Here is a 26,598-nt window from a genome sequence, read left to right as displayed (position 1 = left end):
AAATATTCCGCAAGGTCTTTCGGCCTTCTTGCATCGCTGTTACTTTCACGTCGACCCGGCGCCGCGACGGAGCGGTACGGCAGTTGAAGGAGTTCGGATGCGACGTGGCATAACGGCCACCGCCCTGGCCGCGATCCTGGCCCTCGCGGCGACCGCCTGCGGCAGTGATGGCGAGTCGGACAGCGCCGGTGGCAAGGGTGGTGAGCTGTCGGGGACAGTCACCTGGTGGGACACCTCCACCGTCGGCAGTGAGGACAAGGTCTTCAAGAAGCTGGCCGAGGGCTTCACCGCTCAGCACCCGAAGGTGAAGGTCAACTACGTCAACGTGCCCTTCGGTGACGCCCAGAACAAGTTCAAGAACGCCGCCCAGTCCGGTTCCGGCGCCCCCGACGTGATCCGCTCCGAGGTCGCCTGGACCCCCGAGTTCGCCGACCTCGGCTACCTCGCGCCGCTCGACGGCACGGCCGCCCTCAAGGACGAGAAGGACTTCCTTCCGCAGGCCGCCGCCTCCACGGAGTACGACGACAAGACCTACGCGGTGCCGCAGGTCATCGACTCCATGGGCATCTTCTACAACAAGAAGATCTTCAAGGACGCGGGCGTCGAAGTGCCCAAGACCATCGACGAGTTGAAGTCCGTCTCGAAGAAGATCAAGGACAAGACCGGGAAGACCGGCATGTACCTGCGCGGCGACGACGCGTACTGGTTCCTGTCGTTCCTGTACGGCGAGGGCGGCAACCTGGTCGACGCCAAGTCCAAGACCGTCACCGTGGACGACGAGGCCGGCGTCAAGGCCATGACCGTCGTCAAGGACCTCGTCGACTCCGGCGCCGCCAAGACCGACGCCACCGACGGCTGGGAGAACATGCAGGCGTCGTTCAAGGACGGCGAGGTCGCGATGATCATCAACGGCCCGTGGGCCGTCGCCGACACCTACGGCGGCGCGCAGTTCAAGGACAAGGCCAACCTCGGCATCGCGCCCGTACCGGCCGGCTCCGCCGGGCAGGGCGCCCCGCAGGGCGGCCACAACCTCGCGGTGTACGCGGGCTCCAAGAACCTGGACGCCTCCTACGCCTTCACCGAGTACATGACGTCCGCCGCGAGCCAGGCGAAGGTCGCCGAGCAGCTCAGCCTGCTGCCCACCCGTACCTCGGTCTACGACATGCCGGGCGTCGCCGACAACGAGATCGTCGGCTTCTTCAAGCCCGTGGTCGACAAGGCCGTCGAGCGGCCCTGGATTCCCGAGACCGGCAGCCTGTTCGCCCCGCTCGTCACCGAGTACACCAAGGTCCTCACCGGCCAGACCACACCGCAGAAGGGCGTCGGGGCCGCCGGTGACTCGTACCGCAAGCTCCTCAAGGGCTGGAAGTAACGGAACCGGGACGAGAACCGGGACAAGGGCCGGGACGAGGAGCGGGACCGAGAACGTGAACGTGTACGTGGAAGAGGAAGGAAGGCGGACCGGCTGATGGCTGTCCACACCGGCCAGTCGGTGGCATCCGCCCCGGGCGAGGAAATCGCCCGGGGCCGGGGCTCCGGCGCTGGCACACCGACCGGCGGCGGCCGGGCGCCCGGCGGGCTCCGGCGAGCCCTCTCCGCCCACTGGTACGCCTGGACCATGGTCGCCCCGGTGGTCGTCGTGATCGGCGTGATCATCGGATACCCGCTGGTGCGCGGTGTCTACCTGTCGCTCACCGACGCCAACGAACGCAACGTCGAACGCAACATCGGCGTCAACCACCTCCCGGCCACCTACAAGTTCGTCGGACTCGACAACTACGCCGACGCGCTGACGGGCAATCAGTTCCTCTCCACCCTCGGCTGGACACTGGTGTGGACGGTCTCCTGCGTCAGCGTCACCTTCGCACTCGGGCTGGCCCTCGCCAATATCCTCAACCGCCGGATCGCCGGGCGCTCCGTCTACCGGATGCTGCTGATCCTGCCCTGGGCCGTCCCTGGCTTCGTCTCCGTCTTCGCCTGGCGCTTCCTCTACAACGAGGACCGGGGCTTCCTCAACAAGCTGCTCACTGGCGGCGGCTTCGACGCCGTGCCCTGGCTCAACGACCCGACCTGGGCCAAGTTCTCGGTCATCGCCGTCAACATCTGGCTCGGCGTGCCCTTCATGATGGTCGCGCTGCTCGGCGGGCTCCAGTCCATCCCGGGGGAGATGTACGAGGCCGCCGAGATGGACGGCGCGGGCCCCTGGCAGCGGTTCTGGCACATCACCATGCCCGGACTGCGCCCGGTCAGCACGACCGTGATCCTGCTCTCCACCATCTGGACGTTCAACATGTTCCCGGTGATCTTCCTGCTGACCAGGGGAGGGCCGGGCGAGGCCACCCAGATCCTGGTCACCCAGGCGTACAAGTTCTCCTTCGAGATCAGCCCGCGCGACTTCGCGCAGTCCTCGACCTGGGGCGTGCTGATCCTCGTCCTTCTGATGCTCTTCGCCGCGGTCTACCGGCGAGTCCTCCGCAGGCAGGGAGATACCTGGTGACCACCACAGCCCCCGCCCCCGCCCCCACCGCACCCGCCGTCCAGGCCCTCAACCCGCCCCTGCGCGGCCGGCGTTCACCGCTCGCCTCGGTCGCCCTGCACGTCACCCTCGTGGTGGCGTCCGTGATCGCGGTCTTCCCGGTGCTGTGGGTCCTGCTGACCTCGCTCAAGCCCGCGAGCTACGCCACGACCACGGACTTCTTCAAAGAGACGACGTTCGAGAACTACACCAACCTGCTGCGGGACACCCCGTTCCTCACCTGGTTCGGCAACTCGCTGGTCATCGCGGCCCTCACCACCCTCATCGGGGTGTTCGTGGCCGCCACCACCGGCTACGCGGTCAGCCGCTTCCGCTTCCCCGGCAAGCGCGGACTGATGTGGACGCTGCTGGTCACCCAGATGTTCCCGGTCGCCGTGCTCATCGTGCCGATCTACAACATCATGGCCGGACTCGGGCTGCTCAACCGGTCGGCCGGCCTGGTCATCACGTACCTCACCATCGCCGTGCCGTTCTGCGCCTGGATGATGAAGGGCTTCTTCGACACCATCCCCCGGGAGATCGACGAGTCCGGCATGGTCGACGGACTGACCCCCTTCGGGACCTTCTTCCGGCTGATCCTGCCGCTGGCCAAGCCCGGGCTCGCGGTGACCGCCTTCTACTCCTTCATCACCGCCTGGGGCGAAGTGGCCTACGCCTCGGCCTTCATGGTCGGCGACGAGAACCTCACCCTGGCGGGCGGCCTCCAGAAGTTCGTCAACCAGTACGGCGCCCAGTGGGGCCCGATGACCGCCGCTTCCGTACTGATCGCGATCCCCGCCGCGCTCGTCTTCCTCTTCGCGCAGCGGCACCTGGTCACCGGTATGTCCGCCGGTGCCGTCAAGGGCTGACCGACGCCAGGGGCCGACCACGTCAAGGGCTGACCGACGTCAAGGGCCGACCGACGTCAAGGGCCGACGCCCTGGCACCCGCCCTGCCCCGTACCACCGCACCACCGATTCCGTACGACGAAGACGGCGCCGCGGCCCACCCGGCGCGGCGCCGCCCCCGCCCCCCAGACACTCCAGGGACGACATGACCCAGCACCTCACTGCCCCTCTCACCGGCACGTCCGACGACGCCCCGGGCCATGGCCGCGGCTGGTGGCGGGACGCGGTGATCTACCAGGTCTATCCACGCAGTTTCGCCGACGGCAACGGCGACGGGATGGGCGATCTCGACGGGGTGCGCCGCAGGCTTCCCCACCTCGCGCGGCTGGGCGTCGACGCCGTATGGCTCAGCCCCTTCTACGCCTCCCCGCAGGCCGACGCCGGCTACGACGTGGCCGACTACCGCGCCATCGACCCGATGTTCGGCACCCTGCTGGACGCCGACGCGCTCATCCGCGACGCCCACGAGCTGGGCCTCCGGATCATCGTGGACCTCGTACCCAACCACTCGTCGGCGGAGCACGAATGGTTCAAGCGCGCCCTGCGCGAGGGCCCCGGCTCCGCGCTGCGCGAGCGCTACCACTTCCGGCCCGGCAAGGGCGCGGACGGCGAACTGCCGCCCAACGACTGGGAGTCCATCTTCGGCGGACCCGCCTGGACCCGGACCACCGACCCGGACGGCACCCCCGGCGACTGGTATCTGCACCTCTTCGCCCCCGAGCAGCCCGACTTGAACTGGGAACACCCGGCCGTCGCCGACGAGTTCCGCTCGATCCTGCGCTTCTGGCTGGACATGGGCGTCGACGGCTTCCGCGTCGATGTCGCCCACGGCCTGGTCAAGGCGGCCGGACTGCCCGACATCGGCGACACGGAGCAGCTCCGGCTGCTCGGCAGCAACGACGGCGGCACGCCCTTCTTCGACCAGGACGGTGTGCACGAGATCTACCGGCAGTGGCGCACCATCCTCGACGAGTACCCCGGTGACCGGATCGCCGTCGCCGAGGCATGGACCCCGACCGTCGAGCGCACCGCCAACTACGTACGCCCCGACGAACTCCACCAGGCGTTCAACTTCCAGTACCTGTCCACCTCGTGGGACGCCGCCGCGCTGCGCGAGGTCATCGACAGCTCACTCGCCGCGATGCGTCCCGTCGGCGCCCCCGCCACCTGGGTGCTCTCCAACCACGACGTCACCCGCCACGCCACCCGCTTCGCCGGTCCGCCCGGCGCCGGCACCCAGACCCGCGACCCGGGCGACCGCGCCCTCGGGCTGCGCAGGGCCCGCGCCGCGACGCTGCTGATGCTGGCGCTGCCCGGCTCCGCCTACGTCTACCAGGGCGAGGAACTCGGCCTGCCCGACGTCACCGATCTGCCCGACGAGGTCCGGCAGGACCCGTCGTACTTCCGCGCAGACGGCCAGGACGGCTTCCGCGACGGCTGCCGGGTGCCCATCCCCTGGACCCGCGAGGGCAGTTCGTACGGCTTCGGCGAGGGCTCCAGCTGGCTCCCGCAGCCGGAGGGCTGGGGCGCGCTCTCCGTCGAGGCGCAGACCGGCGACCCCGGCTCCACCCTGGAGCTGTACCGGTCGGCGCTGGCCGCGCGCAGGGAGCACCCGGGCCTGGGCGCCGGGACCGCCGTGGAGTGGCGCGACGCCCCCGAGGGCGTGCTGCACCTCGCCCGCCCCGGCTTCGTCTGCACCGTCAACACCACGGACTCGGCCGTCCGGATCGACACACCGGGCCGGATGCTGCTGGCGAGCGGGCCGGTGACGGCGCCCGAGGGCACCGTCACCGAGCTGCCCGCCGACACCACGGTGTGGTGGACCGTGTGAACGCCCCCCTGCCGCAAGGAGGCGGCGCCCCGCGGCTCGTGGACATCGCGGGCCGGGCGGCGGTCAGCGAGGCGACCGTCAGCCGCGTCCTGAACGGCAGGCCCGGTGTCGCTGACACCACCCGCAGGCGGGTGCTCGCTGCGCTCGACGTCCTCGGCGGGGAACGCCCCGCCGGGGCCCGGCACAGCGGCGGCGGACTGATCGGGCTGGTGACACCCGAACTCACCAACCCGGTCTTTCCCGCCTTCGCCCAGGCCGTGGAACAGGAGCTGGCCGGACACGGCCACACCCCCGTCCTCTGCACCCAGCTGCCCGGCGGCGCGACGGAGGACGAGCTGGTCGAGCAGCTCGTCGACCGGGACGTCAGCGGCATCGTCTTCCTCTCCGGGCTGCACGCCGACACCTCGGCCGACCCGGCGCGCTACGCGGCGCTCACCGCGCGCGGGGTGCCCTACGTCCTGATCAACGGCTACAACGAGCGCATCAGCGCGCCCTTCGTCTCCGCCGACGACCACGCGGCGGTCCGGATGGCGGTGGCCCACCTCGCCGAGCTGGGCCACCGGCGGATAGGGCTCGCGACCGGCCCGCAGCGCTACGTCCCGTCCCGGCGCAAACGGGAGGGCTTCCTCGACGCGGCGGTCGGCATGCTGGGGCTGGCCTGGGGAGAGGCCGAGGAGCTGGTCCGCTCCACGCTGTACGGGGTGGAGGGCGGCCAGGTCGCGGCGGACGCCCTGCTCTCCTCCGGCTGTACCGCCATTGTCTGCGGCAGCGATCTCATGGCCCTGGGCGCCGTGCGCGCGGCCAGGGAGCGCGGGCTGCGTGTCCCGTACGACCTCTCGGTCGTCGGATACGACGACTCGCGGCTGATCGCCTTCACCGACCCGCCGCTCACCACGGTGCGCCAGCCGGTACGGGCGATGGCGGCGGCGGCCGTCGGCGCGCTGCTGGAGGAGATCGGCGGCAGCCCCGTACAGCGCACCGAATACGTCTTCCAGCCCGAACTGGTGGTCCGCGGCTCCACCACCACCCATAGACGCACCACCCGCACCACCCGCACCACCAGAACCACCCGCACCACCCGCACCACCAGAACCACCCGCACCACCGGCTGAGCACGACCGGCTGGGCACGACCGGCTGGGCACGACCGGCTGGGCACGACCGGCTGGGCACGACCGGCTGAGTACGACCGGCCGGGCACCACCGGCTGAGCACGACCGGCCGGGCACCACCAGCACCTGCACCCGCACTTCCCCACCAGTGTTGTTGGAGGAATCATGGCCCGCAGATCCCTGGCCGCCACGCTCGCCCTCGTGGCCGGCGCGGCAGCCGCCCTCGCCGTCCCCGGCGGGACCGCCCAGGCGGCCCCGCCCGGCACCAAGGACGTCACCGCCGTCCTCTTCGAGTGGAAGTTCGACTCCATAGCCAAGGCGTGCACGGACACCCTCGGCCCGGCCGGGTACGGCTACGTCCAGGTCTCACCGCCCCAGGAGCACATCCAGGGCAGCCAGTGGTGGACCTCGTACCAGCCCGTCAGCTACCGGATCGCCGGCCGGCTCGGGGACCGCGCCGCCTTCTCGAACATGGTCAACACCTGCCACGGCGCCGGCGTCAAGGTCGTCGCCGACACGGTCATCAACCACATGACGGCCGGCAGCGGCACCGGCACCGGCGGCTCCTCGTACACCAAGTACACCTATCCGGGCACCTACTCGGACGCCGACTTCCACACCTGCCGGACGAACATCAGCAACTACAACGACCGTTCCAACGTGCAGAACTGCGAACTGGTCGGCCTCTCGGACCTCGACACCGGCGCCGACTACGTGCGCGGCCGGATCGCCACGTACCTGAACGACCTCCTCTCCCTCGGCGTCGACGGCTTCCGGATCGACGGCGCCAAGCACATGGCCGCCGCCGACCTCGCCAACATCAAGAGCCGGCTCAGCAACACGGGCGCCTACTGGAAGCAGGAGGCCATCTACGGCGCGGGCGAGGCCGTCTCGCCCAGCGAGTACCTCGGCACCGGAGACGTGCAGGAGTTCCGCTACGCCCGCGACCTCAAGCGGACCTTCAACAACGAGAAGCTCGCCAACCTCAAGAACTACGGCGAGAGCTGGGGATACATGGAGTCGGGCAAGTCCGCCGTCTTCGTGGACAACCACGACACCGAGCGCGGCGGTGACACCCTCAGCTACAAGGACGGCGCCAACTACACCCTCGCCAACGTCTTCATGCTGGCCTGGCCCTACGGCTCGCCCGACGTGCACTCCGGGTACGAGTTCACCGACCACGACGCCGGCCCGCCCAACGGCGGCACGGTCAACGCCTGCTACAGCGACGGCTGGAAGTGCCAGCACGCGTGGCGGGAGATCTCGTCCATGGTCGGCTTCCGCAACACCACGCGCGGCCAGGCCGTCACCAACTGGTGGGACAACGGCGCCAACCAGATCGCCTTCGGGCGCGGCTCGACCGGATACGTGGCCATCAACCACGAGGGCTCCGCGCTCACCCGCACCTACCAGACCTCACTGCCGAGCGGCGCCTACTGCGACGTGCAGAGCGGCGGTACGGTCACGGTGAACGGCTCCGGACAGTTCACCGCCACCCTCGGCGCGAACACCGCGCTCGCGCTCCACACCGGCGCCCGCACCTGCACGGGCGGCAGCAACGGCGGCGGCGGTACGGAGTCGTCGGGCGCGAGCTTCGGCGTCAACGCGACCACGGCCCTCGGCCAGAACATCTACGTCACCGGTGACCAGTCCGCGCTGGGCAACTGGAACACCGGCAGCGCGCTCAAGCTCGACCCGGCGTCCTACCCGGTGTGGAAGCTCGACGTGACTCTGCCGGCCGGCACGTCCTTCGCGTACAAGTACCTGCGCAAGGACGCGGCCGGCGTGGTGACCTGGGAGAGCGGCGCGAACCGCACCGCGACCGTGCCCGCCTCCGGCAAGGTCACGCTGAACGACACCTGGCGCCCGTAACCCCCGTACGGACTTCTTAACCCCCGTACGGACTCGTTCCCGCGCGAACGCACGAACGCATGAACGCACGCCCGCACGCTCCCGCGCCGGACGGGCCGCACCCGGCCCGTCCGGCGCCCCTTCCCGCCTGCTCTCCCCATCCTTCTTCTGCCGCTTTTTCCCGCACCCGAGGAGACCTCGCGTGAAACGCCCGTCCCCGCGCGGAACGGTGACCGCCGTCATCGCCGCCGTCCTGTGCGCGGTGCTCATGCCCGTGCCCGCCACTGCCGCGCCCCCGCCCCCACCGGTCCCGACCGCCTCCGAAGCCCAGTGGATCGACGCCGGCACCGTCGTCTGGAAGGTGACGGCCACCCCCGGAGCCCGTCAGGAACTGGACTACGACGACGGGCGGCTGCGCCTCGCACCCACGCGGCTCACCGCCGCGCAGCGCGCCGCGTACCCGCACCTCAAGGACCTTCCCGCGTTCGCCGTGGACACGCGGGACCGGGCACACGCCCGCACCGCCCTGCGCGGCCGGCTCACCGCCACCCAGCGCACGGCAGACGGCACGTTGCTCGCCGCCACCGGCGTCCAGACCCAGGGCGTCCTCGACGACCTCTACAGCGCGCGGGCCGCCAAGGCATCGCTCGGCCCGGTGTTCACCCACGGCCGCCCCACACTCTCCGTCTGGGCGCCCACCGCCCGGACCGTCGCCCTCGAACTCGACGGCCGGACCGTCCCCATGGAGCGCGACGACGCCTCGGGAGTCTGGCGGGTGCGCGGCCCGGCGTCCTGGGCGGGGAAGCCGTACCGGTACGTCGTGCGGGTCTGGGCGCCCAGCGTCGGGAAGACCGTCACCAACAAGGTCACCGACCCGTACTCCACCGCCCTGACCACCGACTCCGCACGCAGCCTCGTCATGGACCTCGCCGATCCGGCACTGGCACCCAAGGGATGGGCCGGGCTGACCAAGCCCCCCGCCGTCCCGCTGCGGAACGCGCAGATCCAGGAACTGCACATCCGCGACTTCTCGATCGCCGACCGCACCTCCGCCCACCCCGGCCGTTATCTGGCGTTCACCGACTCCGGCTCCGACGGCATGCGCCATCTGCGCGCCCTCGCCGCCGCCGGCACGTCGTACGTCCATCTCCTGCCCGCCTTCGACATCGCCACCATCCCCGAGCGTGGTTCCGAACAAGCCACCCCGGCCTGTGACTTGAAGGTCCTCGCGCCCGACTCGGCGGAGCAGCAGGCGTGTGTCGCGCGGACCGCAGCGCGCGACGCCTACAACTGGGGCTACGACCCGCTGCACTACACGGTCCCCGAGGGCTCGTACGCGTCCGACCCGGAAGGCACCCGGCGCACGGTCGAGTTCCGCCGGATGGTGCAGTCGCTGAACGGGGCGGGACTGCGTACGGTCATGGACGTCGTCTACAACCACACCGCCGCTTCGGGCCAGGACGACGCCTCGATCCTGGACCGGATCGTGCCCGGCTACTACCAGCGGCTGATGGAGGACGGCTCCGTCGCCACCTCGTCCTGCTGCGCCAACACCGCCCCCGAGAACGCCATGATGGGCAAGCTCGTGGTGGACTCGGTGGTCACCTGGGCCCGCCAGTACAAGGTCGACGGCTTCCGCTTCGACCTGATGGGACACCACCCGAAGGCCAACATCCTCGCCGTCCGCAAGGCGCTCGACACGCTGACACTTCGTCAGGACGGCGTCGACGGGAAGAAGATCGTCCTGTACGGGGAGGGCTGGAACTTCGGCGAGATCGCCGACGACGCGCGCTTCGTCCAGGCCACCCAGCGCAACATGGCGGGCACCGGCATCGCCACCTTCGACGACCGGGCCCGCGACGCGGTGCGCGGCGGCAGCCCCTTCGACGCGGACCCCGGCGTCCAGGGCTTCGCCTCCGGCCTCTACACCGACCCCAACTCCTCACCGGCGAACGGCACTCCGGCCGAGCAGCGGGCCCGACTGCTGCACTACCAGGACCTGATCAAGGTGGGGCTGAGCGGCAGCCTCGCCGGATACACCTTCACCGACACCTCCGGCCGGGAGGTACGGGGCTCGGACGTCGACTACAACGGCGCCCCGGCCGGCTACGCGGCCCGCCCCGGCGACGCGCTGGCCTACGCGGACGCCCATGACAACGAGACCCTCTTCGACACGCTCGCCTTCAAGCTGCCGTCGACGACCGACCCCGCCGACCGCTCCCGTATGCAGGTGCTGGCGCTCGCCACCGCCGCGCTCTCACAGGGGCCAGCGCTCTCCCAGGCCGGGACGGATCTGCTGCGCTCCAAGTCGCTCGACCGCAACTCCTACGACAGCAGCGACTGGTTCAACGCCATCCACTGGGACTGCCGGGACGGCAACGGCTTCGGCCGGGGACTGCCGCCCGCCGCCGACAACGAGGACAAGTGGCCCTATGCGCGGCCACTGCTGACCAACCCCTCGCTCACCATGGGCTGCCGGGACACCGAGGGCGCCTCGGCTGCCTACCGGGACCTGCTGCGCATCCGCACCACGGAGCCGGCGTTCGGACTCGCCACCGCCCGCGAGGTGCAGAAGGCGCTGTCCTTCCCCCTCTCCGGCCCCGACGAGACCCCCGGCGTCCTCACCATGCGCCTGGGCGACCTGGTCGTCGTCCTCAACGCGACACCGGCCGAACAGGGACAGCGCGTACCGGGCGCCGCAGGCCGGACGTACGCGCTGCACCCGGCGCAGGCGGCGGGCTCCGACCGTACGGTCAAGCGGTCGTCGTACGAACGGAGTTCGGGCACCTTCACCGTGCCGGCCAGGACCGTCGCGGTGTTCAGGGCGGGGTGAGGGGCGGGCCTGGGCCTGGGCCACCTGCACGAGTGGTCCGGTTGGCGGTACGGCGACGGAGCGCTGTCGGTATGGTCGAGCTGAGCTGAGCTGACTGATGCCGGCGGCGCTTGTCCGGCGCGAGATGCCCAGGTCAGGAAGTATGGTCCCTGCGCGTGCGGGGGTGGTCCGCGGTCGAGGGCGGTCTGCGCGGCCTGGCGCCGATGGTCCCCGCGCGTGCGGGGGTGGTCCGTGCGGTGTCGACTCCCTGGGTCTGAAGCAGGAATGGTCCCCGTGAGCGCGGGCTCGTACGAGGGCGCTGTCCCCGGTTCGAGCGGTCCGTACTGCCTGGTCGACCTGCACGCGGGCGCCGTCGATTTCCTCGGCGGAATACAAGGTGACGAGCGCATGGCTCATGTACGCCGGTCTCTCGCCACGGCCTTCCCAGAAGCGCGGCCTCGCGCCCCGCCTCGAAGCACAGGGCCTGGGAAGCCGAGTCGCCGCCCGTGTGGGTAGCTGTTCGCATGAGGGCAGTACGCAGCTCTGCGATCCGGGTCTGGCTCTCGCCGAGCTGCCCGAGCGCGGCAAGGTACTCCGCGAAGTCGGTTCCCGTACCGACGGCCAATTCTCCGGAGGGAGTGCGCGCGTACAGATGGGCCATGACCAGCTGATACCGCTCATCGGGCGTCGTGGGAGTCGGTGACTCCCAGCGCGCAAACGGCCGTTGAACGCTGGCCATCGCGGGCAGGCGCGGAAGATGCAGGTGTTCCGCGTACTGGATGAGCGCCGTGCCACGTCCGCGAGAGAGAGCCCGCGCCGTCGCCGTAGTCGCTTCAGCGCGGTGGCCCCCGTTGCTCTGCCCCTCCGGCTACACAGGCACGATCAGCCGAGGTTTACCCTGTCCCGCTGTGTAGTTGAGCGTCTGCCAGGTCCCCGTTGGCGGTGCTCCCCCGCGGGGGAATCCGATCGTCATATCCGCGTGGTCGACCATCCACTGGTAGCGGGCGAAGTAGGCCGGTGTCATGCCTGATCTTCATCCAGTAAGAACCTTCATCACCGGACCGGTCGACCGATGGTTGTTGTGCGTTGCTGGGGACGCGGGTCAGGCACAACCCGACTGGGACAGGGGTGCTCCCGCTCTGCTTCCTGTCGGCCGGGAGTTCGATGCTGTGAAGGCGTCGGCCGATCTGGTGCACGCCGGGGTGGCCGGCGGTGTGCCTTCGGGCCGGGCGTGAGCGGCTGGAGACGGTGGAACGCCTGGAGAGCGCCCAACGCGCCCTGCTGGATCATTTACAGACGTGTTCCGCCTGCTCGGTGGGATGCCGAGGTGCGTGGGTGGGTGGTCATGGGCGACTGTTTCCGTTGTGACCGTGGCGGGCTTCAGGTGGGCCGGGTGGGTGAACTGGTCGGCCCGCGCGGCGGCGAGACCCCTCTGTATGCGTGCGGGGTCTGCACTGAGCGGCTGGCGGCTATGCACGACCAGTCCGGCGAGACCCCCGTCCGTCCCTACATTGCCCGCCGTGCCGATCCGCGTTGAACGGCCGGCGGATCTGCCCACCGGGAGTACGAGATGAAGGCGCGCCGCCGCCCGGATCGCTTGGCGGCTCGGGTGATGGCGTGTGGTGCGCTGATCGCGCTCGGGTTGGTCCTGGCGGTCCGTACACCGTGACGGACGAGGAGCATGGCCAGAAACGCGTGATGGTGGCGCTGATCAGCATGGGGCTGACGCTGATCGCGTGCGCGGCGGCGGTGGCTGCCCTGGCCGTCGCGCTGATGGTCCGAGCCGCCTGAAGTCATCCGCCCCATCTTCCGTGCGCCGCTGCCAATTTCGCGGTGTGCGGACCGAACCCCCCAACCAGTCTTGGTCTCCCCGGCCCCAAACTCTCAACCCCGGTCGAGCAGAGGAGATCTCAGCCCCGAACTGCCAGCCGCCTTGCGCTCGCCCGCGCCGGACGACCCTCCTTTCGGGGCAGGCACTGCCGGTCGCGGCACTGGCCGGTCGCTTCGGGACCTCGGTCGCCATCTCGACGGCCGACGCCGCGAGGCCCTGACCGATCTTTCCCACTGATGTCGGTCCGGGGCCGAAATTGGTCCAGAATGTTCCCGTGGTGGGCAACATTCCCGAGGAGAAGACCAGTTTCGTGGGGCGCGGCACCGAGCTGCGCCTCCTCGAAGTCGCGCTCACCGAACACCGGTTGATCACCCTGACCGGCAGCGGAGGTGTGGGCAAGACCAGGATCGCGCTGCGCGCCGCCGAACGCGCCCGCGGGCGGGTGGAGCGACACGCCTCCGAGTGGCTGGGTGTCCCCACGGGAGCCCCCACGGGAGCCCCGGCGGGACCCCCGGCGGGACCCCCGGCAGGGACTCCGGCGGGTGCTCCCGGCGACGGGCCGTACCCCGACAGACCGTATCCCGAGGACCCGTACCCCGACAGGCCGTATCCCGACGACCCGTACCCCGACGACCCGTACCCCGACGGCGTCTGGTGGGCGGACCTGTCCCCGCTCTACGACGAACGGACGCTGCTGAGCACCGTCTCGGACGGGGTCGGGCTCTGCGACCACTCCCTGCGGACGCCCGTCGAGGCGCTCCGCGAGTGGCTCGCCGACCGGCGGCTGCTGCTCGTCCTCGACTCGTGCGACCGGGTGGTCGCCGCCTGCCGGGACCTCGTCGGTGAACTGCTCACCGCCGCACCGGGACTCACCGTCCTCACCACCAGCCGCCAGCCCCTCGGCGCCGAGGGCGAGCACGTCCTCGACGTGGCGCCGCTGCCGCTGGAGGACGCCGACGACATCCTCCGGCTGTTCCGCGACCGGGCCGTCGCCGCCGCGCCCGGACTGCGCCTCGACGACTCGGCGACCGAGGCGGCGGCCGTACGGATCTGCCGTGAACTCGAAGGCGTTCCGCTCGCCGTGGAACTCGCCTGCGCCCAGCTCGGCAGCCGCTCGGTCGAGCACATGGCCGAGCTGCTGACCGCCCGCGACACCCCCCGGCTCGACGCCCTCACCGACGACAACGCCTGGCCGCAGCGCCACCGCGCCCTGCGGACCGCCATCGGCTGGAGCCACGAGCTGTGCGCCCCCCTCGAACGTCTGCTGTGGGCCAGGCTCTCCGTCTTCAGCGGCGACATCGACCCGCGGGACGCGGTGGCGGTCTGCGCGGGTGGCCCCCTCAGCGCCGAGGGGGTCGTCCGGGCGCTGGAAGGGCTCGCCGGCCGGTCCGTCCTGCGGTACGACGGCGCCCGCTACCGGATGCTCGACACCATCCGGGAGTACGGCGCGATGTGGCTGACCGAACTCCGCGAGGACCGACGGCTCGCCGACCGGCACGCCGCCCACTTCGCCGATCTCGCCCGGCTGGCCCACGACGGCTGGACCGGCCCCGGCCAGGTCGGCTGGTACCGACGGATCACCGACACCCACGCCGATCTGTGTGCCGCGCTCAACCACCTCCTCGACCACGAGCCCGACACGGCCGTCGAGATGGCCGGCCGGGTGGGCTTCTTCTGGACCTGCTGCGGCCACCTCCACGAGGCCCGGATCTATCTGGAACACGCCCTCCACGGCGCCGGGGAGACAGGACCGCACCACACCCGCGCCCTGTGGGCCCTCGGCGTCACCGTGATGCTCCAGGGCGACCACGAGGGCGCCTACCGGATCGGCGAGCGGTGCACCACCGCCGCCTGGCGCGACCGGGACCCCGAGTCGATGCTCTCCGCCGCGTATCTGCTGAGCATCACCTGTCTGATGACGGGCCGCGCCCAGGCCGCCTTCACGGTCTCGGACCGCGCCCTGCGCGAACGGCCCGCCGATCCCTTCGACTCGCCGTCGCAGCTGCGCTGCCGGCTGGCGCGGGTCTTCGCGCTCACCGCGCTCGGCCGGCTCGGCGAATCGCGGCAGCAGGCCGAGGAGCTGCGCCGCGTCTGTCTGGAGCGCGGCGAGTGCTGGACCCGCGCCTACGCCGACTACCAGCTGGCCCTGGTGCATCTGCTCCAGGAGCGGCCGTACGAGGCCGAGGCGCACGCCCGCTCGATGGTCAGCGGCAAGGAGGAGCTGGGGGACAGCTTCGGTATCGCGCTCGGTCTCGACCTGCTGGCCGCCGCCGTCGCCGCTCAGGGCGACGGCGAGCGCGCCGCGTACGCGTACGGCACCGGCCAGGCGTTCTGGCGCACGGTCGGCCATCCGCAGCGCGGCACCCCCGAGCTGGCGCCGGTCCGCGCCGCGTGCGAACGCCAGGCGCGCGCGGCGGCCGGGGACCCCGCCTACGAGGACGCCTTTCACCGGGGGCTGGTGGACGACGGGCGGAGAGGTCTGGAGCGGGCACTGCGGGGGCATTTCCCCGGCGCGTGAGGAGGTGCGAGGACGCGGGACGGGGCCGGGCTTCCGCCGTATCGCCGCAATGTTCGCAACTTCGCAATGGATCAAGGAAGTTGGGTCAAAGCTTGCCCTTGTGACCGTGTGAACCGTGCTGTGCGGGACATCCGATAGGTATGACGTCCACCGACGCGAAACCGGAAGAGAGCCGGAGCGCCCAGCGCCCCGGCGGGCTGCCCTGGTGGGGCAAGGTTCCCCTGGCCCTCGCCGTCGTGGCCGGGCTGCTGTTCCTCGGCAGCCGGCTCGACCTGCTGCCCGGCTTCGGCGACCTGTTCGGCGAGGAGACGCATGACCGCACCGGACCGACCCTGCTCGAATCCATGCAGGATCTGGACCGGTACGAGGCGGCTTCGGGCAACTTCCAGGTCGTCGTGGACCTGGAGAAGGACACCAAGTTCCTCCCCGACGCGATCCGCGGCACCCGCACGCTCTTCGTGGGCGCCGGCACCGTCTCCTCGTACGTCGACTTCGGCGGCATCGGGGAAAAGAGCGTCCAGGTCAACGACGACCGGACCGCCGCGACGATCCGGCTGCCGCACGCGCGGCTCGGCAAGCCCGCGATGGACCCGGACCGCTCGTACGCCGTGTCCAAGCAGCGCGGCCTGCTCGACCGGCTCGGCGATCTCTTCTCCGACAACCCGGCCGACGAGCGCGCCGTGAACCAGCTCGCCGCCCGTCACATCGGCGCGGCGGCCGAGGACAGCGAACTGACCAGCCGCGCGGAGAAGAACACCACCAGCATGCTCCGGGGACTGCTGCACTCCCTGGGCTTCACCCAGGTGAAGATCGTCTACGCCTGAACCCGCTGACCCGGCACCCCGGCCGCACCCTCCGGAGCTGCCCCCGCGCTCAGCAGGGCGAGCCGGTCGAACAGGTCCGCGAACGGGCCGTCGGACGGCTCGTCCGCGACGATACGGAGCAGGATGCCGGCCATCTCCGGGTCGTACGCGGCGCTCACGGCGGCCAGCGCGGCGAAGTCGCGCACCAGCTGCGCCTCCAGCTCGCGCCGGGGTATCCGGCGCCCGTCGAGCCAGATCAGCGCGGTCGACTCGGCCAGCGACACCCAGGACCGTACGACCAGCTCCAGCCGGGCGGGCGGCGCGTCCAGGTCGACGCCCAGATGGGCCAGGAGCTGTTCGTACGCGGCCTGCCGCACCTCGTCGATCATCGCGTTGGCGGTCGACGAGCCGACGGCGGGGCCGCCGCGCATCAGCGCGGCGAAACCCGGGCCGTGATCGTCCACGAAGTCGAAGAAGCGTTCCATCACCCGCAGCAGCCGCGCCCCCAGGGGCCCTTCGCGCGGTTCTACGAAGCTGGCGGCCAGCTCGTCGGCGGCGCGGCGCACGGCCGCCTCGTACAGGCTCTGCTTGCCGGGGAAGTAGTGGTAGACGAGCGGGCGGGAGATACCGGCGGCGGCGGCGATCTCGTCGATCGAGACCTCGTCGGGGGAGCGGTGGCTGAACAGTTCGAGGGCCACCCCGATCAGCTGCCGCTTGCGCTCCTCGACGCCCATCCTGCGGCGTACCCCGGTCGTCATACCAACAGCCTAACCGGCGGCCCGCCGGGGAACTCCGATACGCTCGCGCTCCATGAGCGCATCCGACCAGCACGAGTCCGTGGACACCCCCGCACCGGATCCGGACCAGGTGGGGCTGACGCCCCGTCAGGCGCGGCTCATCCGGATCGCGATCGCGTCCGCGCTGCTGGCGGGGCTGGCCACGCTGCTGGTGATCCGGCTCGCGGAACGGACCTCGGTGCTGGTCGTCGGGGTGTACGGGTTCGCGATGATCCTGTGCGGTGTGGTGATCGAGCTGAGCCGGCACGGCCGCACCCGGCTCGGCAGCTGGCTGCTGGGAGCCTGTCTGGTGGCGGCGCTGGGCGCGGACTGGCTGCTGCTGCCGTAGGGCTCCGCCCGCCCGGCGCGCGGGCGCCTGTGTCTACCGCAGCGCCCCGACCTCCGTACCGTCCGACAGCCGCCCCGACAGCTCCGCTCCGGCGCCCCGCGACGCCGGTACGGCCAGCAGGTTGCCCCGCGCCTCCCCCGGCGCGTCGCCGGTCGTCGCCAGGGACCTGAACTGTTCGCTGCCCGCCGCCAGTACGTACCACCGCCCGCCGCCCGACCGCCACACCACACCCGCCAGCGCTCTCGGCTCGCGCGCCCCGCACGCGGGTGAGTCCTCCGCCCCGGCCGCGACGGTCCCCGGCTCCGCCGCCTCCGAGGACGGCGCCTGGAACTGCGCCAGCACCGTGCTCCCCGGACCGCGCCAGGTCTCGGCCCTGGTGCACAGCCACCGGGCGGTGCCGCCCGAATCGGGCAGCGGCTGACGGGCGAACTCCCAGGAGTTCACGGACCGTACGCCGCGCGAGCGCATCCCGGACAGCAGACAGGCCGTACGCGCCCAGGCCGCGCGGTCGGCCGGCTCGCGCACGTCGCGCGGTGCGCCGGGCGGCCCGGAGGTCAGCCGCGCCGGCACCGGCTCACCGAGGTCGGTGAGCAGCAGGCCGGGACCGTCGTCGGCGCCGTGCGCCTCCAGCGTCTCCCAGGACGCGCAGTCGTCGGCCGCCACCGGACTCGGCACCGGATCGGTCACCCCGTCCGCGTCGCGGCGCAGCGGGCGCGCGGGCGCGTCAGGGGCCCGCAGGTCCCGTACGGCGGTACCGCTCACCCAGGGCGCGGTGAGATAGCGGACGTCGCCGTCCGAGCGGCCGACGGCCAGCGCGCCCGAGGCGGCGGCGTCGGCGCCGTCGGTCCGCGCGAAGTCGAGCGAGACCGGGACAGGCGCGGCGCCGGCGGGCGAGGTGGTCGCGGGCGCCCCGGCGGACTCGGCGTACCGCACGATCCGCAGCCCGTCGTGGAAGACCACCACCCGCGCCCCGTCCACCTCCCCCGCGTACAGCAGCTGGGGCGATCCCATCGGCGGCCCCGACGGGGTGGCGGGGGTGGTGGAGATCCGTACGGAGCCGCCGGGCGCGGCCCAGACCGTCAGGGCGCGGCCCAGCAGCGCGTCGTCCCCGGCCAGCGGTCCGCGCGCGGGCCAGACGGAGAAGTCGGTACGGGTGGAGGTCAGCCAGCCGGCCGGCGCGGCCCGCAGCACGGCCGCCGGGTCGAGGGCGGCGTCGCCGGCCGGGTGCCGGGCGTAGGCCGCCCCGCCCGCGCCGCCGGGGCCCCAGCCGTCGCCGGGCAGGGCGAGCAGTGCCCCGCAGAAGACGGCGGCGACGGTGGCGGCGAGCGCGGCCCTGCCCCGGCGGCGCCTGCGCAGCAGATCGGTGGGTCTGGCGCGCAGCGAGCAGGCGTCGAAGCCGGGGGAGAGCAGCAGCGCGGCGATCCCGGCGGCGCCGCCCGCGCCGCTGGGTCCCCCGGAGGCGTCCGCGCCCGCGGGGCTCCCGGGGGCGTCCGGGCCGGTGGGGCCCGGCGTGTACGGCTCGATTCCGGCGGCCTCGGCGAGCGCGGCGTCCGGGTCCCCGGCTCCCGCCGCCGCGAGCGTGCGCCGTACCTCCGCGTCGGGCAGCCCTTCCAGCGCCCGCAGCACCAGCGCGGCCCGGGCGGGTCCGGAGAGGGCCGAAAGCCGCTGGTCCAGGGCGAGTTCGGCCGCGCCGCCGGAGCGCGGGACCAGCCGCAGACCCCTGACGTACGGCCGCGACACGGGGAGGGCGGCCCGGGCGGCCCGCAGCGCCCGCCCCGGCCAGCGGCGTGGGCGTCCGGCGTCCAGCGCGAGCCTCAGCACGCGCTCGCGCAGCGACGCGTAGCCGGGGTCCGTACGGCCGGTCGGCAGCGCGCGCTGGACGAGCCCGTGCGCGGCCAGCACCCGCCGGTCGCCGTCGGGGGAGGGCGGCAGGACGAGATGGGCGATCCGCACGAGACGTGGATAGTGCTCGACCAGGGTGGCGGCGGGGAAGGCGACCGGAGCGCGGGGCGGCGGCGGTGCAGAGACGTTTCTGTCGGGGGAGACTCTGTCGGGGGACACGTTCAGCTGAACGAGCCACGCGTCCGATGGTCACCGCGGAGGGGGACGGTTCCGGCCAGCGCCGACGACGGCGGTGGGCCCCGGTGTCCCGTGCCGTGCCGTGCCGTGCCGTGCCGTGCCGTGCCGTGCCGTCCCGTCCCGTCCCACGGATACGGCCGTTCGCGGGCGCCGAGGTGTGCTCGCGGGGGACGATGACGCCATGCGTAAGGAACGATCCCTGGTGGTAATGGCAGCCCTGACCGCGGTCCTCGCGACGGGCTGCGGCGCGGACGACGAGAAGGCTCCCGAGGCGCCGAAGACGGCGACCGGGAGCCTGGAGGAGATAGCCGGAAAGGCGAAGTGCGAACCGCACATCAGCACGGACGCCGCCGAACTGCGGGTGGGCAACTGCACGACGGAGGACGGCGCGTGGGTGCTGGCGACCTTCGCCACCGACCGTGGACAGCGCGAGTGGATCAACGAGGCCAAGGACTACGGCGGTTCGTATCTGCTCGGCAGGAAGTGGACCGCGGTGGGCGACGAGAAGGTCATAGAGGCGCTGCGCGGCCGGCTCGGCGGGACCGTGGAGAGCGGCTCGTCGCACCACTCCGGGGGCAGTGGTGACAGTGGGGGGGACGAGGAGCATTCCGGTCACGACATGAGCTGACCGCGCAGCGCGGCTGTGGGGGGAGCGGGGAGGGAGTGGGGGAGCGGGGGGGTGGGGAGCGGGGAGGAGAGCCGGGTCCCGTCCGGTCGGTTTCGTCCGACAGGACCCGGCGGCTCCTCCGAACGCGCCTTATCCGGGCGGCCGTTGGTCCGTCAGCACTTGCGGCCCTGGTTCACGCAGCCCACCAGCTCGTTCATCAGGTCCTCGTCGAAGACGTTGATGAAGTCGCCGTGGTCCGTGACCGGCTTGTGCAGCTGCTCCGGGAAGGAGTCCACCGCGAAGCCGCCGCCTTGCGGTACGTCGTAGACGAGGCGCTGCACGAGCTGCGGGATCGCCTTGAAGCCGTTCTGGCAGCGGCCGTTGGCGCCGGCGAACGCGACGTGTGTGCGGTGGTTGGCGCTGTCGATGTTCTGACCGTCCCAGCAGCTCTGGAACTTGAACGTACGGACGACCTGGCTGCCCTCGGGGCACAGCGGGTACTTGTCCTTCAGCTGGCGGTTCTCGAACCCGGTGCAGCTCCACGACGCGTTGGCGTTGGCGGTGCCGTTGACGAACGCCTTGGCGTCACCGGTGATGATGCGCAGCAGCCGCGGCATGGCGGTGACCTTCGACTTCGGGTTGCCGACGAAGGTGTTGGTCACCTCGCTCGCCGTGAGGATCTTTCCGACGTTGCCCTCGATGCCGCCGCCGTCGTTGCCGGCGTCGAAGTCCTGCTCGCCGTTCTGGAGACGCAGCACGGGCCAGAAGTAGGACGACTTGTCGCCCTGGTTCTCGCAGGTGGTCCGGGATCCGGCGAGGTCGTCGTCCGTCGCGAACGCGTTGTTGGACTGGTTGCCGACGTAGTCGTGCAGATGGTGCGCGCCGTTGCTCACACCCGGCGCGACAATGACGTTGTCGGTGTTGTACAGCTTGTTCTCGTTGACACCGCAGGAGGAGCTGAACGTGCCCTTCGAGGCGCCGCGGCTGTTGCGGACCCGCTTGACGTTGGGCTGGACGGTCGTGATGTCGACGAAGTCGGAGGCTTCGGGGCCGTTACCGCCCTGGCCGCCGCCCTGACCACCATCCTGGCCGCCATCCTGACCCTGGTCCTGACCGTCGCCCTGGCCTTGGTCCTGACCGTCACCCTGACCGCCGTTCTGGTCCTGCCCGCCGCCGTCCTGGCCGCCGTCCTGGCCCTGGTTCTGCCCGTCGCCCTGGCCGCCGTTGTGACCGTTGCCGGCATTGCCCTCCTTCGGGCTGTCGTCGGCCTGGAGGGCGCACCCCGCGAACGCGTTCAGCCCCTGCGGCTTCTCCGCGCTCCGGCCGATCGCGATGGCGATCCGGTCCAGGGTGGCGGCCCGCTTGTCCTTCAGCGGACCCAGGATGGCGTTGTCGGCGAAACCGGGATCGCGCTCGATCGCCGCCTTCGAGTCGGCGAACCGCTTGTACGCCTCGGTGATCTGCGTGTCCAGCAGCGCCAGATTACGGTCGACCTCCGCGCGCGCGGATTCCGGTACGTTCGCCAGCTGGTTCTGGGTGGCCACGTCCGGGCATTTGATGGTCGACCACGACTGCGCCGCGTTGTGGCTCCGCGGGGAGGACTTGCCCTCCCCGGCAGACGCGTAGACGTTGACCGCCACCAGCCCGCCCCCGCCAAGGAGCAAGGCAGCCCCGGCGGCGATCGCCCGGTTTGCCGTTGTGGAGCGTTTTCTCGATGTGCGTGCCATGGAACTAACTCCTCAAGCTTCGTTGCCGGTTACAGGAAAATCGCGGCAGGGGGAGAAGCGAAGCGCTCCGTTCCATACGGGCATCGTTCCCGGTGCGTTCAGAGGTCCCGGGAATTCGAAGAAACGCGCCTCACCAAACGGGGCGTATGCCCCTCAAGCGTCCGCGCGCCGGATCGCGCCGGGACCGCGCCGGACCGCGCCGGGACCGCGCTGCCCCCGTCGCCAGGCCCGTCGCCGTCCCCGTCATCGGACCGGTCACCGGCCGTGCTCCAGGTAGGCGAGGACCGCCAGCACCCGCCGGTTGTCGTCGTCCGACACCGGAAGGCCGAGCTTCCCGAAGATGTTCGACGTGTGTTTCGCCACCGCCCTTTCGGTGACGACGAGTTGGGACGCGATCGCCGCGTTCGAACGGCCCTGCGCCACCAGCTCCATCACCTCGCGCTCGCGCGGGGTCAGACCGCCGAGCGGCTTGTCCTGGGCGCGCCGGGAGAGCAGCCGCGAGATCACCTGCGGGTCCATCGCCGTGCCGCCCGCCGCGACCCTGCGCACCGCGTCGACGAACTGCTCCGCGTCGAAGACCCGGTCCTTCAGCAGATAGCCGACGCCGCCGTTGCCGTCCGCCAGCAGCTCACGCGCGTACAACTGCTCCACGTGCTGCGAGAGGACCAGGACCGGCAGCCCCGGACGGGCCCGGCGCGCCGCCAGCGCGCACTGGAGCCCCTCGTCGGTGTGCGACGGCGGGAGCCGGACGTCGACCACAGCGACGTCCGGTCTCAACTCGGCCAGTGCCCGGGCCAGTTCGGGCCCGCTCTCCACCGCGGCGAGGATCTCGAAGTCATGGGCCTCCAGCATCCGGACCAGACCGTCACGCAGCAGGAAGAGATCTTCGGCTAGGACAACTCGCAAGGAATCTCCATGGTGACCATGGTGGGGCCGCCGGCGGGGCTGCTGACGGCCAGGACACCGTCGAATGTACCGAGTCGGCGCTCCACCCCCGACAGCCCCGAGCCACCCCCGATCACCGCGCCGCCCGCGCCGTTGTCGGTCACCGAGACGCGCAGCATCCCGCCGGAGTACGAGAGGTCGACCCAGATCCGGTCGGCGCCCGCGTGCTTGACCGCGTTGGTCAGTGTCTCGCTCACCGCGAAATACGCGGCGGACTCCACCGGGGGCTCGGCGCGCCCCGGCAGTTCCGCGCTCACCTCGGCCTCCAGCGGCAGCGGCAGCCGCAGCGCCAGCTCCCGTACCGCGTCCGCGAGCCCCCGTTCGGCGAGTACCGGCGGATGGATGCCCCGCACCAAATCGCGCAGCTCCGTCAGCGCCTCGGCGGAGGACTGCCGGGCCTTGCCGATCAGTTCCTTCGCCTTGGCCGGATTCTTCTCGATGAGCGACTCGATGGTCCCCAAGTCCATCCCCATCGCCACGATCCGGGCCTGCGCCCCGTCGTGCAGATCACGTTCGATACGGCGCAGCTCGGCGGCCGAGCTGTCCACCGCGTCGTGCCGCGACTCGGTGAGCCGCTCGATCCGCAGCGCCATCTCCCGTTCGCTCGTGGGCGCCAGCATCGCCTTCGTCAGCAGGAAGTGCAGCCGCAGCACGTCGGCGGAGAAGCGCAGCCCGGCCGCGAGCAGCACCAGCGCGAGAGCCCCGGCGGCGAGGCCGGTGCCCGGACCGGTGACCGGCACGAAGGCGTACCAGTACGTGTCGTCCGCGAAGGCCCGCCAGACCCCGGCGGCCAGCGCGAACCCCTCCAGCGGGTAGAGGATCAGCGCGGCGGCCAGCAGCGCGAGAAAGAACCCCGCTGTCGTGTCCACCACCAGCCACTGGAGATCACGCCAGGTCGCCGGGTCCCGCAGCATCAGGAGGCACCGCCGCACCGGGCCGGGAGCGCCGCCGCCCGCGCCCTCGGGGAACGGCCGGTACGGCACGGGAACGCGTACGCCGGACCAGGCGGCGGCGAGCAGCCGGCGCTGATTCGCGTACCTCCTGAGCGCCGCCAGGACCATCGGGGTGGTGAACAGCCCGACCCCGAGCACGATGAAGGCGATCGAGAGCACCGAGGTCACGAGGAACGCGATCCCGCCCGCCGGAGCGACGACGGCCAGGGCCAGCCCCCGTACGCCCGCCAGCAGCGACGCGCGCACCCGTTCCCGGCTGATGGTCCCGTTCCGGGTGCCGTTTCCGGTGCCCTTTCCGGTCCCGTTCCCGGTCGTGTTCCTGGTCGTGGCGTTCCCACTCATGCCGCTCTCTTCTTTTCCCGCCCGGCCGGACGGCCCCTCGGACTCCGACAGCCCGACCTCCGGGCACCGGTTCAGTCTGACGCCAACGGCCCCCGCGCGGGAGCGGGTTCTCCCCCCGGCACCGGTGCACTCAGCACCCCGGTGTGTCGTGGGTCTGCCGCGCGCGGCGACGGGATGGCAACATGTGCGGACCATGACAGACCCCCGGTCACCCGCCCGCGCCCTGCGCGCCGCCGCCTTCGCCGCGGTCTGCGTGACCCTCGCCGCGGTCGGCCATGTGCTCGCCTCGGAGGCGGACGGCGCCCCCGCGCACGGGATACCGGCCGGAGCGCTGTGGACCGCCTTCGCGGTGACCGGCGCGGTGGCGTGGCTCGCGGGAGGACGGCGCCGGGGCGTCGCCTCGATCGGCGCCGGGCTGCTCACCGTCCAGGGGCTGTCGCACCTGATCCTCGCCGGGGCGCTGCCGTACGGGCTGACCGGGACACCGGCCGCGCACAGCGGCATGACGATGCCGGACGGCGGTGCGAGGACCACCTCCGGAACCAGGACCGGTACCGGATCAGCCCTGGACGCCGTACTCGGCGGTTCCGTCCCCATGCTCCTCGCGCACCTGCTCGCCGCCGCCGTCTGCGCCCTCTGGCTGGCGAAGGGTGAGGCGGCACTCTTCCGGCTCGCGCACGCCGTCGGAGCGCTGGCCTTCGCGCCCCTGCGCCTGCTGCTCGCCGCGTGCGCCCCGCCTGCCCCGCCCGCGCCGGGACGGCCCGCGCCCGGCGCCCCGGCGGCCCACCGCTTCCGCGAAGTCGTCCTCGCGCACACCCTGTCGCGGCGCGGCCCGCCCGGCCGGCTCTTCCCTCGCGCCACAGCCCCGGGAGCCGCCGCCGTCGTCACCGTCTGAGGACCGTCACCGTCTGAGGACCGTCACTGTCCGAGGACCGTCACTGTCTGAGGACCGGCGGGCGGCCGGGGCTCCTTCCCCATGCCGCTTGCCAACACCTAGGACAGTCATGGCCATTGACGACCCCGTACAGGGGCCCCGTACGGACGGAAGTCCACCGGCGACCCCGCCCGCTCGCGAGACCGCCCCCGCTCGCGAGACCGCCCCCGCTCGCGAGCCCGTTCCCGAGACCGCTCCCGCAGACACGAAGGACGCACCGGCCGGTGCCCCCGCCTCCCCGGCCCCGGTCCCGGCGGCGACTTCCGGCTGGAACGCCCTGCGCCCCCTCGTCCTGCGGCTGCACTTCTACGCGGGCCTGCTGATCGCCCCGCTGCTGCTCGTCGCCGCCACCAGCGGATTCCTCTACTCCCTCTCCTACCAGGCGGAGAAGATCCTCTACCGCCACGAACTGCGGGCCCCGGTCGGCGACCGCACCCAGCCGCTCACCGACCAGATCGCCGCCGCCCGCGCCGCGCACCCGGAAGGCACCGTCACCTCCGTACGCCTCCCGTCCGAGGAGGGCGCGACGACCCAGGTCCTGATGGCCACCCCCGACGCCGAGCCGTCCCACTCGCTCGCCGTCTTCGTCGACCCGTACACCTCGGAGGTGCGGGGCGCGCTGGACAGCTACGGCAGCTCGGGCGCCCTGCCGGTGCGAGCCTGGCTCTCCGAGTTCCACCGCCACCTCCAGCTGGGGGACCCGGGCCTCTACTACAGCGAACTCGCCGCCAGCTGGCTCTGGGTGGTGGCCCTCGGCGGGCTGCTGCTCTGGATCGGCCGCAAGCGCGCCTCGAAGCGGGCGCTGCTCGTCCCCGAGCGGGGCACCACCGGCCGGCGCCGGACGCTCTCCCTGCACGGCTCGCTCGGGCTGTGGGCCGTGACGGGGCTGGTCCTGCTCTCCGCCACCGGGCTGACCTGGTCGAAGTACGCGGGCGCGAACATCACCGAGATCAAGGACCAGCTCGGCAGCTCGACGCCCGTCGTGTCGGCGACCCTCGACGGCGCCACGGCCGGCGCGGGCGGCGGCGGTCACGAGGGGCACGAGGGGCACGAGGGCATGGAGGGTATGGAAGACATGCCGGGGATGGAGGGGATGGAGAGCATGGACGTCGGCGTCGACCTCGCCGTCGTCGCCGCCCGGCAGGCCGGTCTCGACGGGCCGGTCCAGGTGACCCTGCCGACCGAGGGGCAGGGCTATGTCATCGCGCAGACGGACAAACAGTTCCCCGTCCGCCTCGACTCGGTCGCCGTCGACCCGGCCAACGGCGCGGTCATCGACGAACTGCGCTTCGCCGACTACCCGGTACTGGCCAAGCTGACCCGCATCGGCATCGACGCCCACATGGGCCTGTTCCTCGGCGTCGCCAATCAGCTCGCGCTCGCGGCGCTGGCCCTCGCGCTGATCGTGCTCATCGTCTGGGGCTACCGGATGTGGTGGCTGCGCCGTCCCACCAGGGAACGACGGTTCGGCGTGGGCCGGCCGATTCCGCGCGGCACCTGGCGCAAGGTGCCGCTGACCTGGCTGCTGCCGCTCGCTGCGGTGACGGCGGTGGTCGGCTGGTTCCTGCCGATGCTCGGGATCAGCCTGCTGGTGTTCCTGGCCCTGGACGCGGCCCTCGGCCTGTGGGCCCGCACGCGGCACACGGCGACGGCGACCCGCTGACGGACCCGGCGGGGCCCCCGCGCACGCGGCGGGGAGCCCCGCC

18 protein-coding genes and 1 pseudogene are annotated in these 26,598 nt (G+C 71.9%); 14 read left to right on the top strand and 5 right to left on the bottom strand.

From position 1 onward, the window contains the following. Positions 1-97 precede the first annotated feature (97 nt). The 10 genes and pseudogenes from ACFY6S_RS09510 (at position 98) to ACFY6S_RS09465 (ending at position 16,201) form a co-directional block, all read left to right on the top strand. Entirely contained in the window at positions 98-1,372 is a 1,275-nt protein-coding gene (locus ACFY6S_RS09510) for an extracellular solute-binding protein (RefSeq protein ID WP_388820959.1), read from the top strand. Between the two features lie 96 nt (positions 1,373-1,468). Continuing rightward, complete coding sequence (locus ACFY6S_RS09505; RefSeq protein ID WP_388820955.1) at positions 1,469-2,497, top strand: carbohydrate ABC transporter permease; 1,029 nt, start codon at positions 1,469-1,471, stop codon at positions 2,495-2,497. Beyond that, the gene (locus ACFY6S_RS09500) at positions 2,494-3,384 is read left to right on the top strand and encodes a sugar ABC transporter permease (protein ID WP_389461960.1); all 891 of its coding nucleotides are present in this window, start codon (positions 2,494-2,496) and stop codon (positions 3,382-3,384) included. The genes ACFY6S_RS09505 and ACFY6S_RS09500 overlap by 4 nt, the downstream gene beginning before the upstream one ends. Positions 3,385-3,568: 184 nt before the next feature. Next, a complete protein-coding gene (locus tag ACFY6S_RS09495) occupies positions 3,569-5,254 on the top strand; it encodes a glycoside hydrolase family 13 protein (RefSeq protein WP_388820952.1) in 1,686 nt (561 codons plus the stop codon). Next, positions 5,239-6,288, top strand: a pseudogene (locus ACFY6S_RS09490) (LacI family DNA-binding transcriptional regulator); the annotation flags it as partial. The gene ACFY6S_RS09495 and the pseudogene ACFY6S_RS09490, both read left to right, overlap by 16 nt. Before the next feature lie 242 nt (positions 6,289-6,530). Then, positions 6,531-8,237 carry a carbohydrate-binding module family 20 domain-containing protein gene (locus ACFY6S_RS09485; RefSeq protein ID WP_388820949.1) on the top strand — a complete coding sequence of 569 codons (1,707 nt, stop codon included), beginning with the start codon at positions 6,531-6,533 and terminating at the stop codon, positions 8,235-8,237. Between the two features lie 181 nt (positions 8,238-8,418). Continuing rightward, positions 8,419-11,049, top strand: a complete 2,631-nt coding sequence (gene pulA, locus ACFY6S_RS09480) for a pullulanase-type alpha-1,6-glucosidase (RefSeq protein ID WP_388820946.1) — start codon at positions 8,419-8,421, stop codon at positions 11,047-11,049. Between the two features lie 1,644 nt (positions 11,050-12,693). Then, a complete protein-coding gene (locus ACFY6S_RS09475) occupies positions 12,694-12,819 on the top strand; it encodes a hypothetical protein (protein ID WP_388820943.1) in 126 nt (41 codons plus the stop codon). A gap of 314 nt (positions 12,820-13,133) precedes the next feature. Then, positions 13,134-15,377, top strand: a complete 2,244-nt coding sequence (locus ACFY6S_RS09470; RefSeq protein ID WP_388820941.1) for an ATP-binding protein — start codon at positions 13,134-13,136, stop codon at positions 15,375-15,377. Between the two features lie 140 nt (positions 15,378-15,517). Next, a complete protein-coding gene (locus ACFY6S_RS09465) occupies positions 15,518-16,201 on the top strand; it encodes a DUF4230 domain-containing protein (RefSeq protein ID WP_388820938.1) in 684 nt (227 codons plus the stop codon). Here the strand turns inward: ACFY6S_RS09465 and ACFY6S_RS09460 are convergent. Next, positions 16,192-16,938, bottom strand: coding sequence for a TetR/AcrR family transcriptional regulator (locus ACFY6S_RS09460; RefSeq protein WP_388820935.1), 747 nt, complete (start codon positions 16,936-16,938; stop codon positions 16,192-16,194). The genes ACFY6S_RS09465 and ACFY6S_RS09460 overlap by 10 nt on opposite strands. A 52-nt stretch (positions 16,939-16,990) precedes the next feature. On the opposite strand from ACFY6S_RS09460, the gene ACFY6S_RS09455 reads away from it, so the two are divergent. Then, entirely contained in the window at positions 16,991-17,305 is a 315-nt protein-coding gene (locus ACFY6S_RS09455; RefSeq protein ID WP_388820932.1) for a hypothetical protein, read from the top strand. Positions 17,306-17,338: 33 nt separating this feature from the next. On the opposite strand, the gene ACFY6S_RS09450 is transcribed toward ACFY6S_RS09455, so the two are convergent. Further along, complete coding sequence (locus tag ACFY6S_RS09450; protein WP_388820929.1) at positions 17,339-19,366, bottom strand: hypothetical protein; 2,028 nt, start codon at positions 19,364-19,366, stop codon at positions 17,339-17,341. A gap of 199 nt (positions 19,367-19,565) precedes the next feature. On the opposite strand from ACFY6S_RS09450, the gene ACFY6S_RS09445 reads away from it, so the two are divergent. Continuing rightward, positions 19,566-20,012, top strand: coding sequence for a hypothetical protein (locus ACFY6S_RS09445; protein WP_388820926.1), 447 nt, complete (start codon positions 19,566-19,568; stop codon positions 20,010-20,012). 152 nt (positions 20,013-20,164) lie between these two features. Here ACFY6S_RS09445 and ACFY6S_RS09440 read toward each other — a convergent pair whose 3' ends face one another. From ACFY6S_RS09440 to ACFY6S_RS09430, 3 genes are all read right to left on the bottom strand, one after another. Beyond that, positions 20,165-21,718 (bottom strand): DUF1996 domain-containing protein, encoded by a 1,554-nt coding sequence (locus ACFY6S_RS09440; RefSeq protein WP_388820923.1) that lies wholly within the window; start codon positions 21,716-21,718, stop codon positions 20,165-20,167. Between the two features lie 255 nt (positions 21,719-21,973). Then, entirely contained in the window at positions 21,974-22,624 is a 651-nt protein-coding gene (locus ACFY6S_RS09435; RefSeq protein ID WP_388820920.1) for a LuxR C-terminal-related transcriptional regulator, read from the bottom strand. After that, positions 22,609-23,958: a sensor domain-containing protein gene (locus ACFY6S_RS09430; protein WP_388820917.1), complete on the bottom strand. Its 1,350-nt coding sequence runs from the start codon at positions 23,956-23,958 to the stop codon at positions 22,609-22,611. Before ACFY6S_RS09430 ends, ACFY6S_RS09435 begins: the two co-directional genes overlap by 16 nt. A gap of 193 nt (positions 23,959-24,151) precedes the next feature. Here ACFY6S_RS09430 and ACFY6S_RS09425 point away from each other — a divergent pair, with 193 nt between their 5' ends. Both ACFY6S_RS09425 and ACFY6S_RS09420 read left to right on the top strand, forming a co-directional pair. After that, entirely contained in the window at positions 24,152-24,853 is a 702-nt protein-coding gene (locus ACFY6S_RS09425; RefSeq protein WP_388820914.1) for a hypothetical protein, read from the top strand. 109 nt (positions 24,854-24,962) lie between these two features. Further along, positions 24,963-26,555 (top strand): PepSY-associated TM helix domain-containing protein, encoded by a 1,593-nt coding sequence (locus ACFY6S_RS09420; RefSeq protein ID WP_388820911.1) that lies wholly within the window; start codon positions 24,963-24,965, stop codon positions 26,553-26,555. Positions 26,556-26,598 lie beyond the last annotated feature (43 nt).

This window comes from Streptomyces sp. NPDC012835 (assembly GCF_042900885.1).
In the GTDB taxonomy this organism is placed as follows: Bacteria; Actinomycetota; Actinomycetes; order Streptomycetales; family Streptomycetaceae; genus Streptomyces.
This window is presented reverse-complemented; position numbering and strand designations above follow the sequence as displayed.

Excerpts from the sequence above, each read along its gene's own strand:
- ACFY6S_RS09465 (WP_388820938.1), top strand. The coding sequence starts at position 15,518 with ATGACGTCCACCGACGCGAAACCGGAAGAGAGCCGGAGCGCCCAGCGC.
- ACFY6S_RS09440 (WP_388820923.1), bottom strand. The coding sequence starts at position 21,718 with ATGGCACGCACATCGAGAAAACGCTCCACAACGGCAAACCGGGCGATC.
- ACFY6S_RS09425 (WP_388820914.1), top strand. The coding sequence starts at position 24,152 with ATGACAGACCCCCGGTCACCCGCCCGCGCCCTGCGCGCCGCCGCCTTC.
- ACFY6S_RS09460 (WP_388820935.1), bottom strand. The coding sequence starts at position 16,938 with ATGACGACCGGGGTACGCCGCAGGATGGGCGTCGAGGAGCGCAAGCGG.
- ACFY6S_RS09420 (WP_388820911.1), top strand. The coding sequence starts at position 24,963 with ATGGCCATTGACGACCCCGTACAGGGGCCCCGTACGGACGGAAGTCCA.
- ACFY6S_RS09430 (WP_388820917.1), bottom strand. The coding sequence starts at position 23,958 with ATGAGTGGGAACGCCACGACCAGGAACACGACCGGGAACGGGACCGGA.
- ACFY6S_RS09505 (WP_388820955.1), top strand. The coding sequence starts at position 1,469 with ATGGCTGTCCACACCGGCCAGTCGGTGGCATCCGCCCCGGGCGAGGAA.
- ACFY6S_RS09445 (WP_388820926.1), top strand. The coding sequence starts at position 19,566 with ATGCGTAAGGAACGATCCCTGGTGGTAATGGCAGCCCTGACCGCGGTC.
- ACFY6S_RS09455 (WP_388820932.1), top strand. The coding sequence starts at position 16,991 with ATGAGCGCATCCGACCAGCACGAGTCCGTGGACACCCCCGCACCGGAT.
- ACFY6S_RS09485 (WP_388820949.1), top strand. The coding sequence starts at position 6,531 with ATGGCCCGCAGATCCCTGGCCGCCACGCTCGCCCTCGTGGCCGGCGCG.
- ACFY6S_RS09510 (WP_388820959.1), top strand. The coding sequence starts at position 98 with ATGCGACGTGGCATAACGGCCACCGCCCTGGCCGCGATCCTGGCCCTC.
- ACFY6S_RS09495 (WP_388820952.1), top strand. The coding sequence starts at position 3,569 with ATGACCCAGCACCTCACTGCCCCTCTCACCGGCACGTCCGACGACGCC.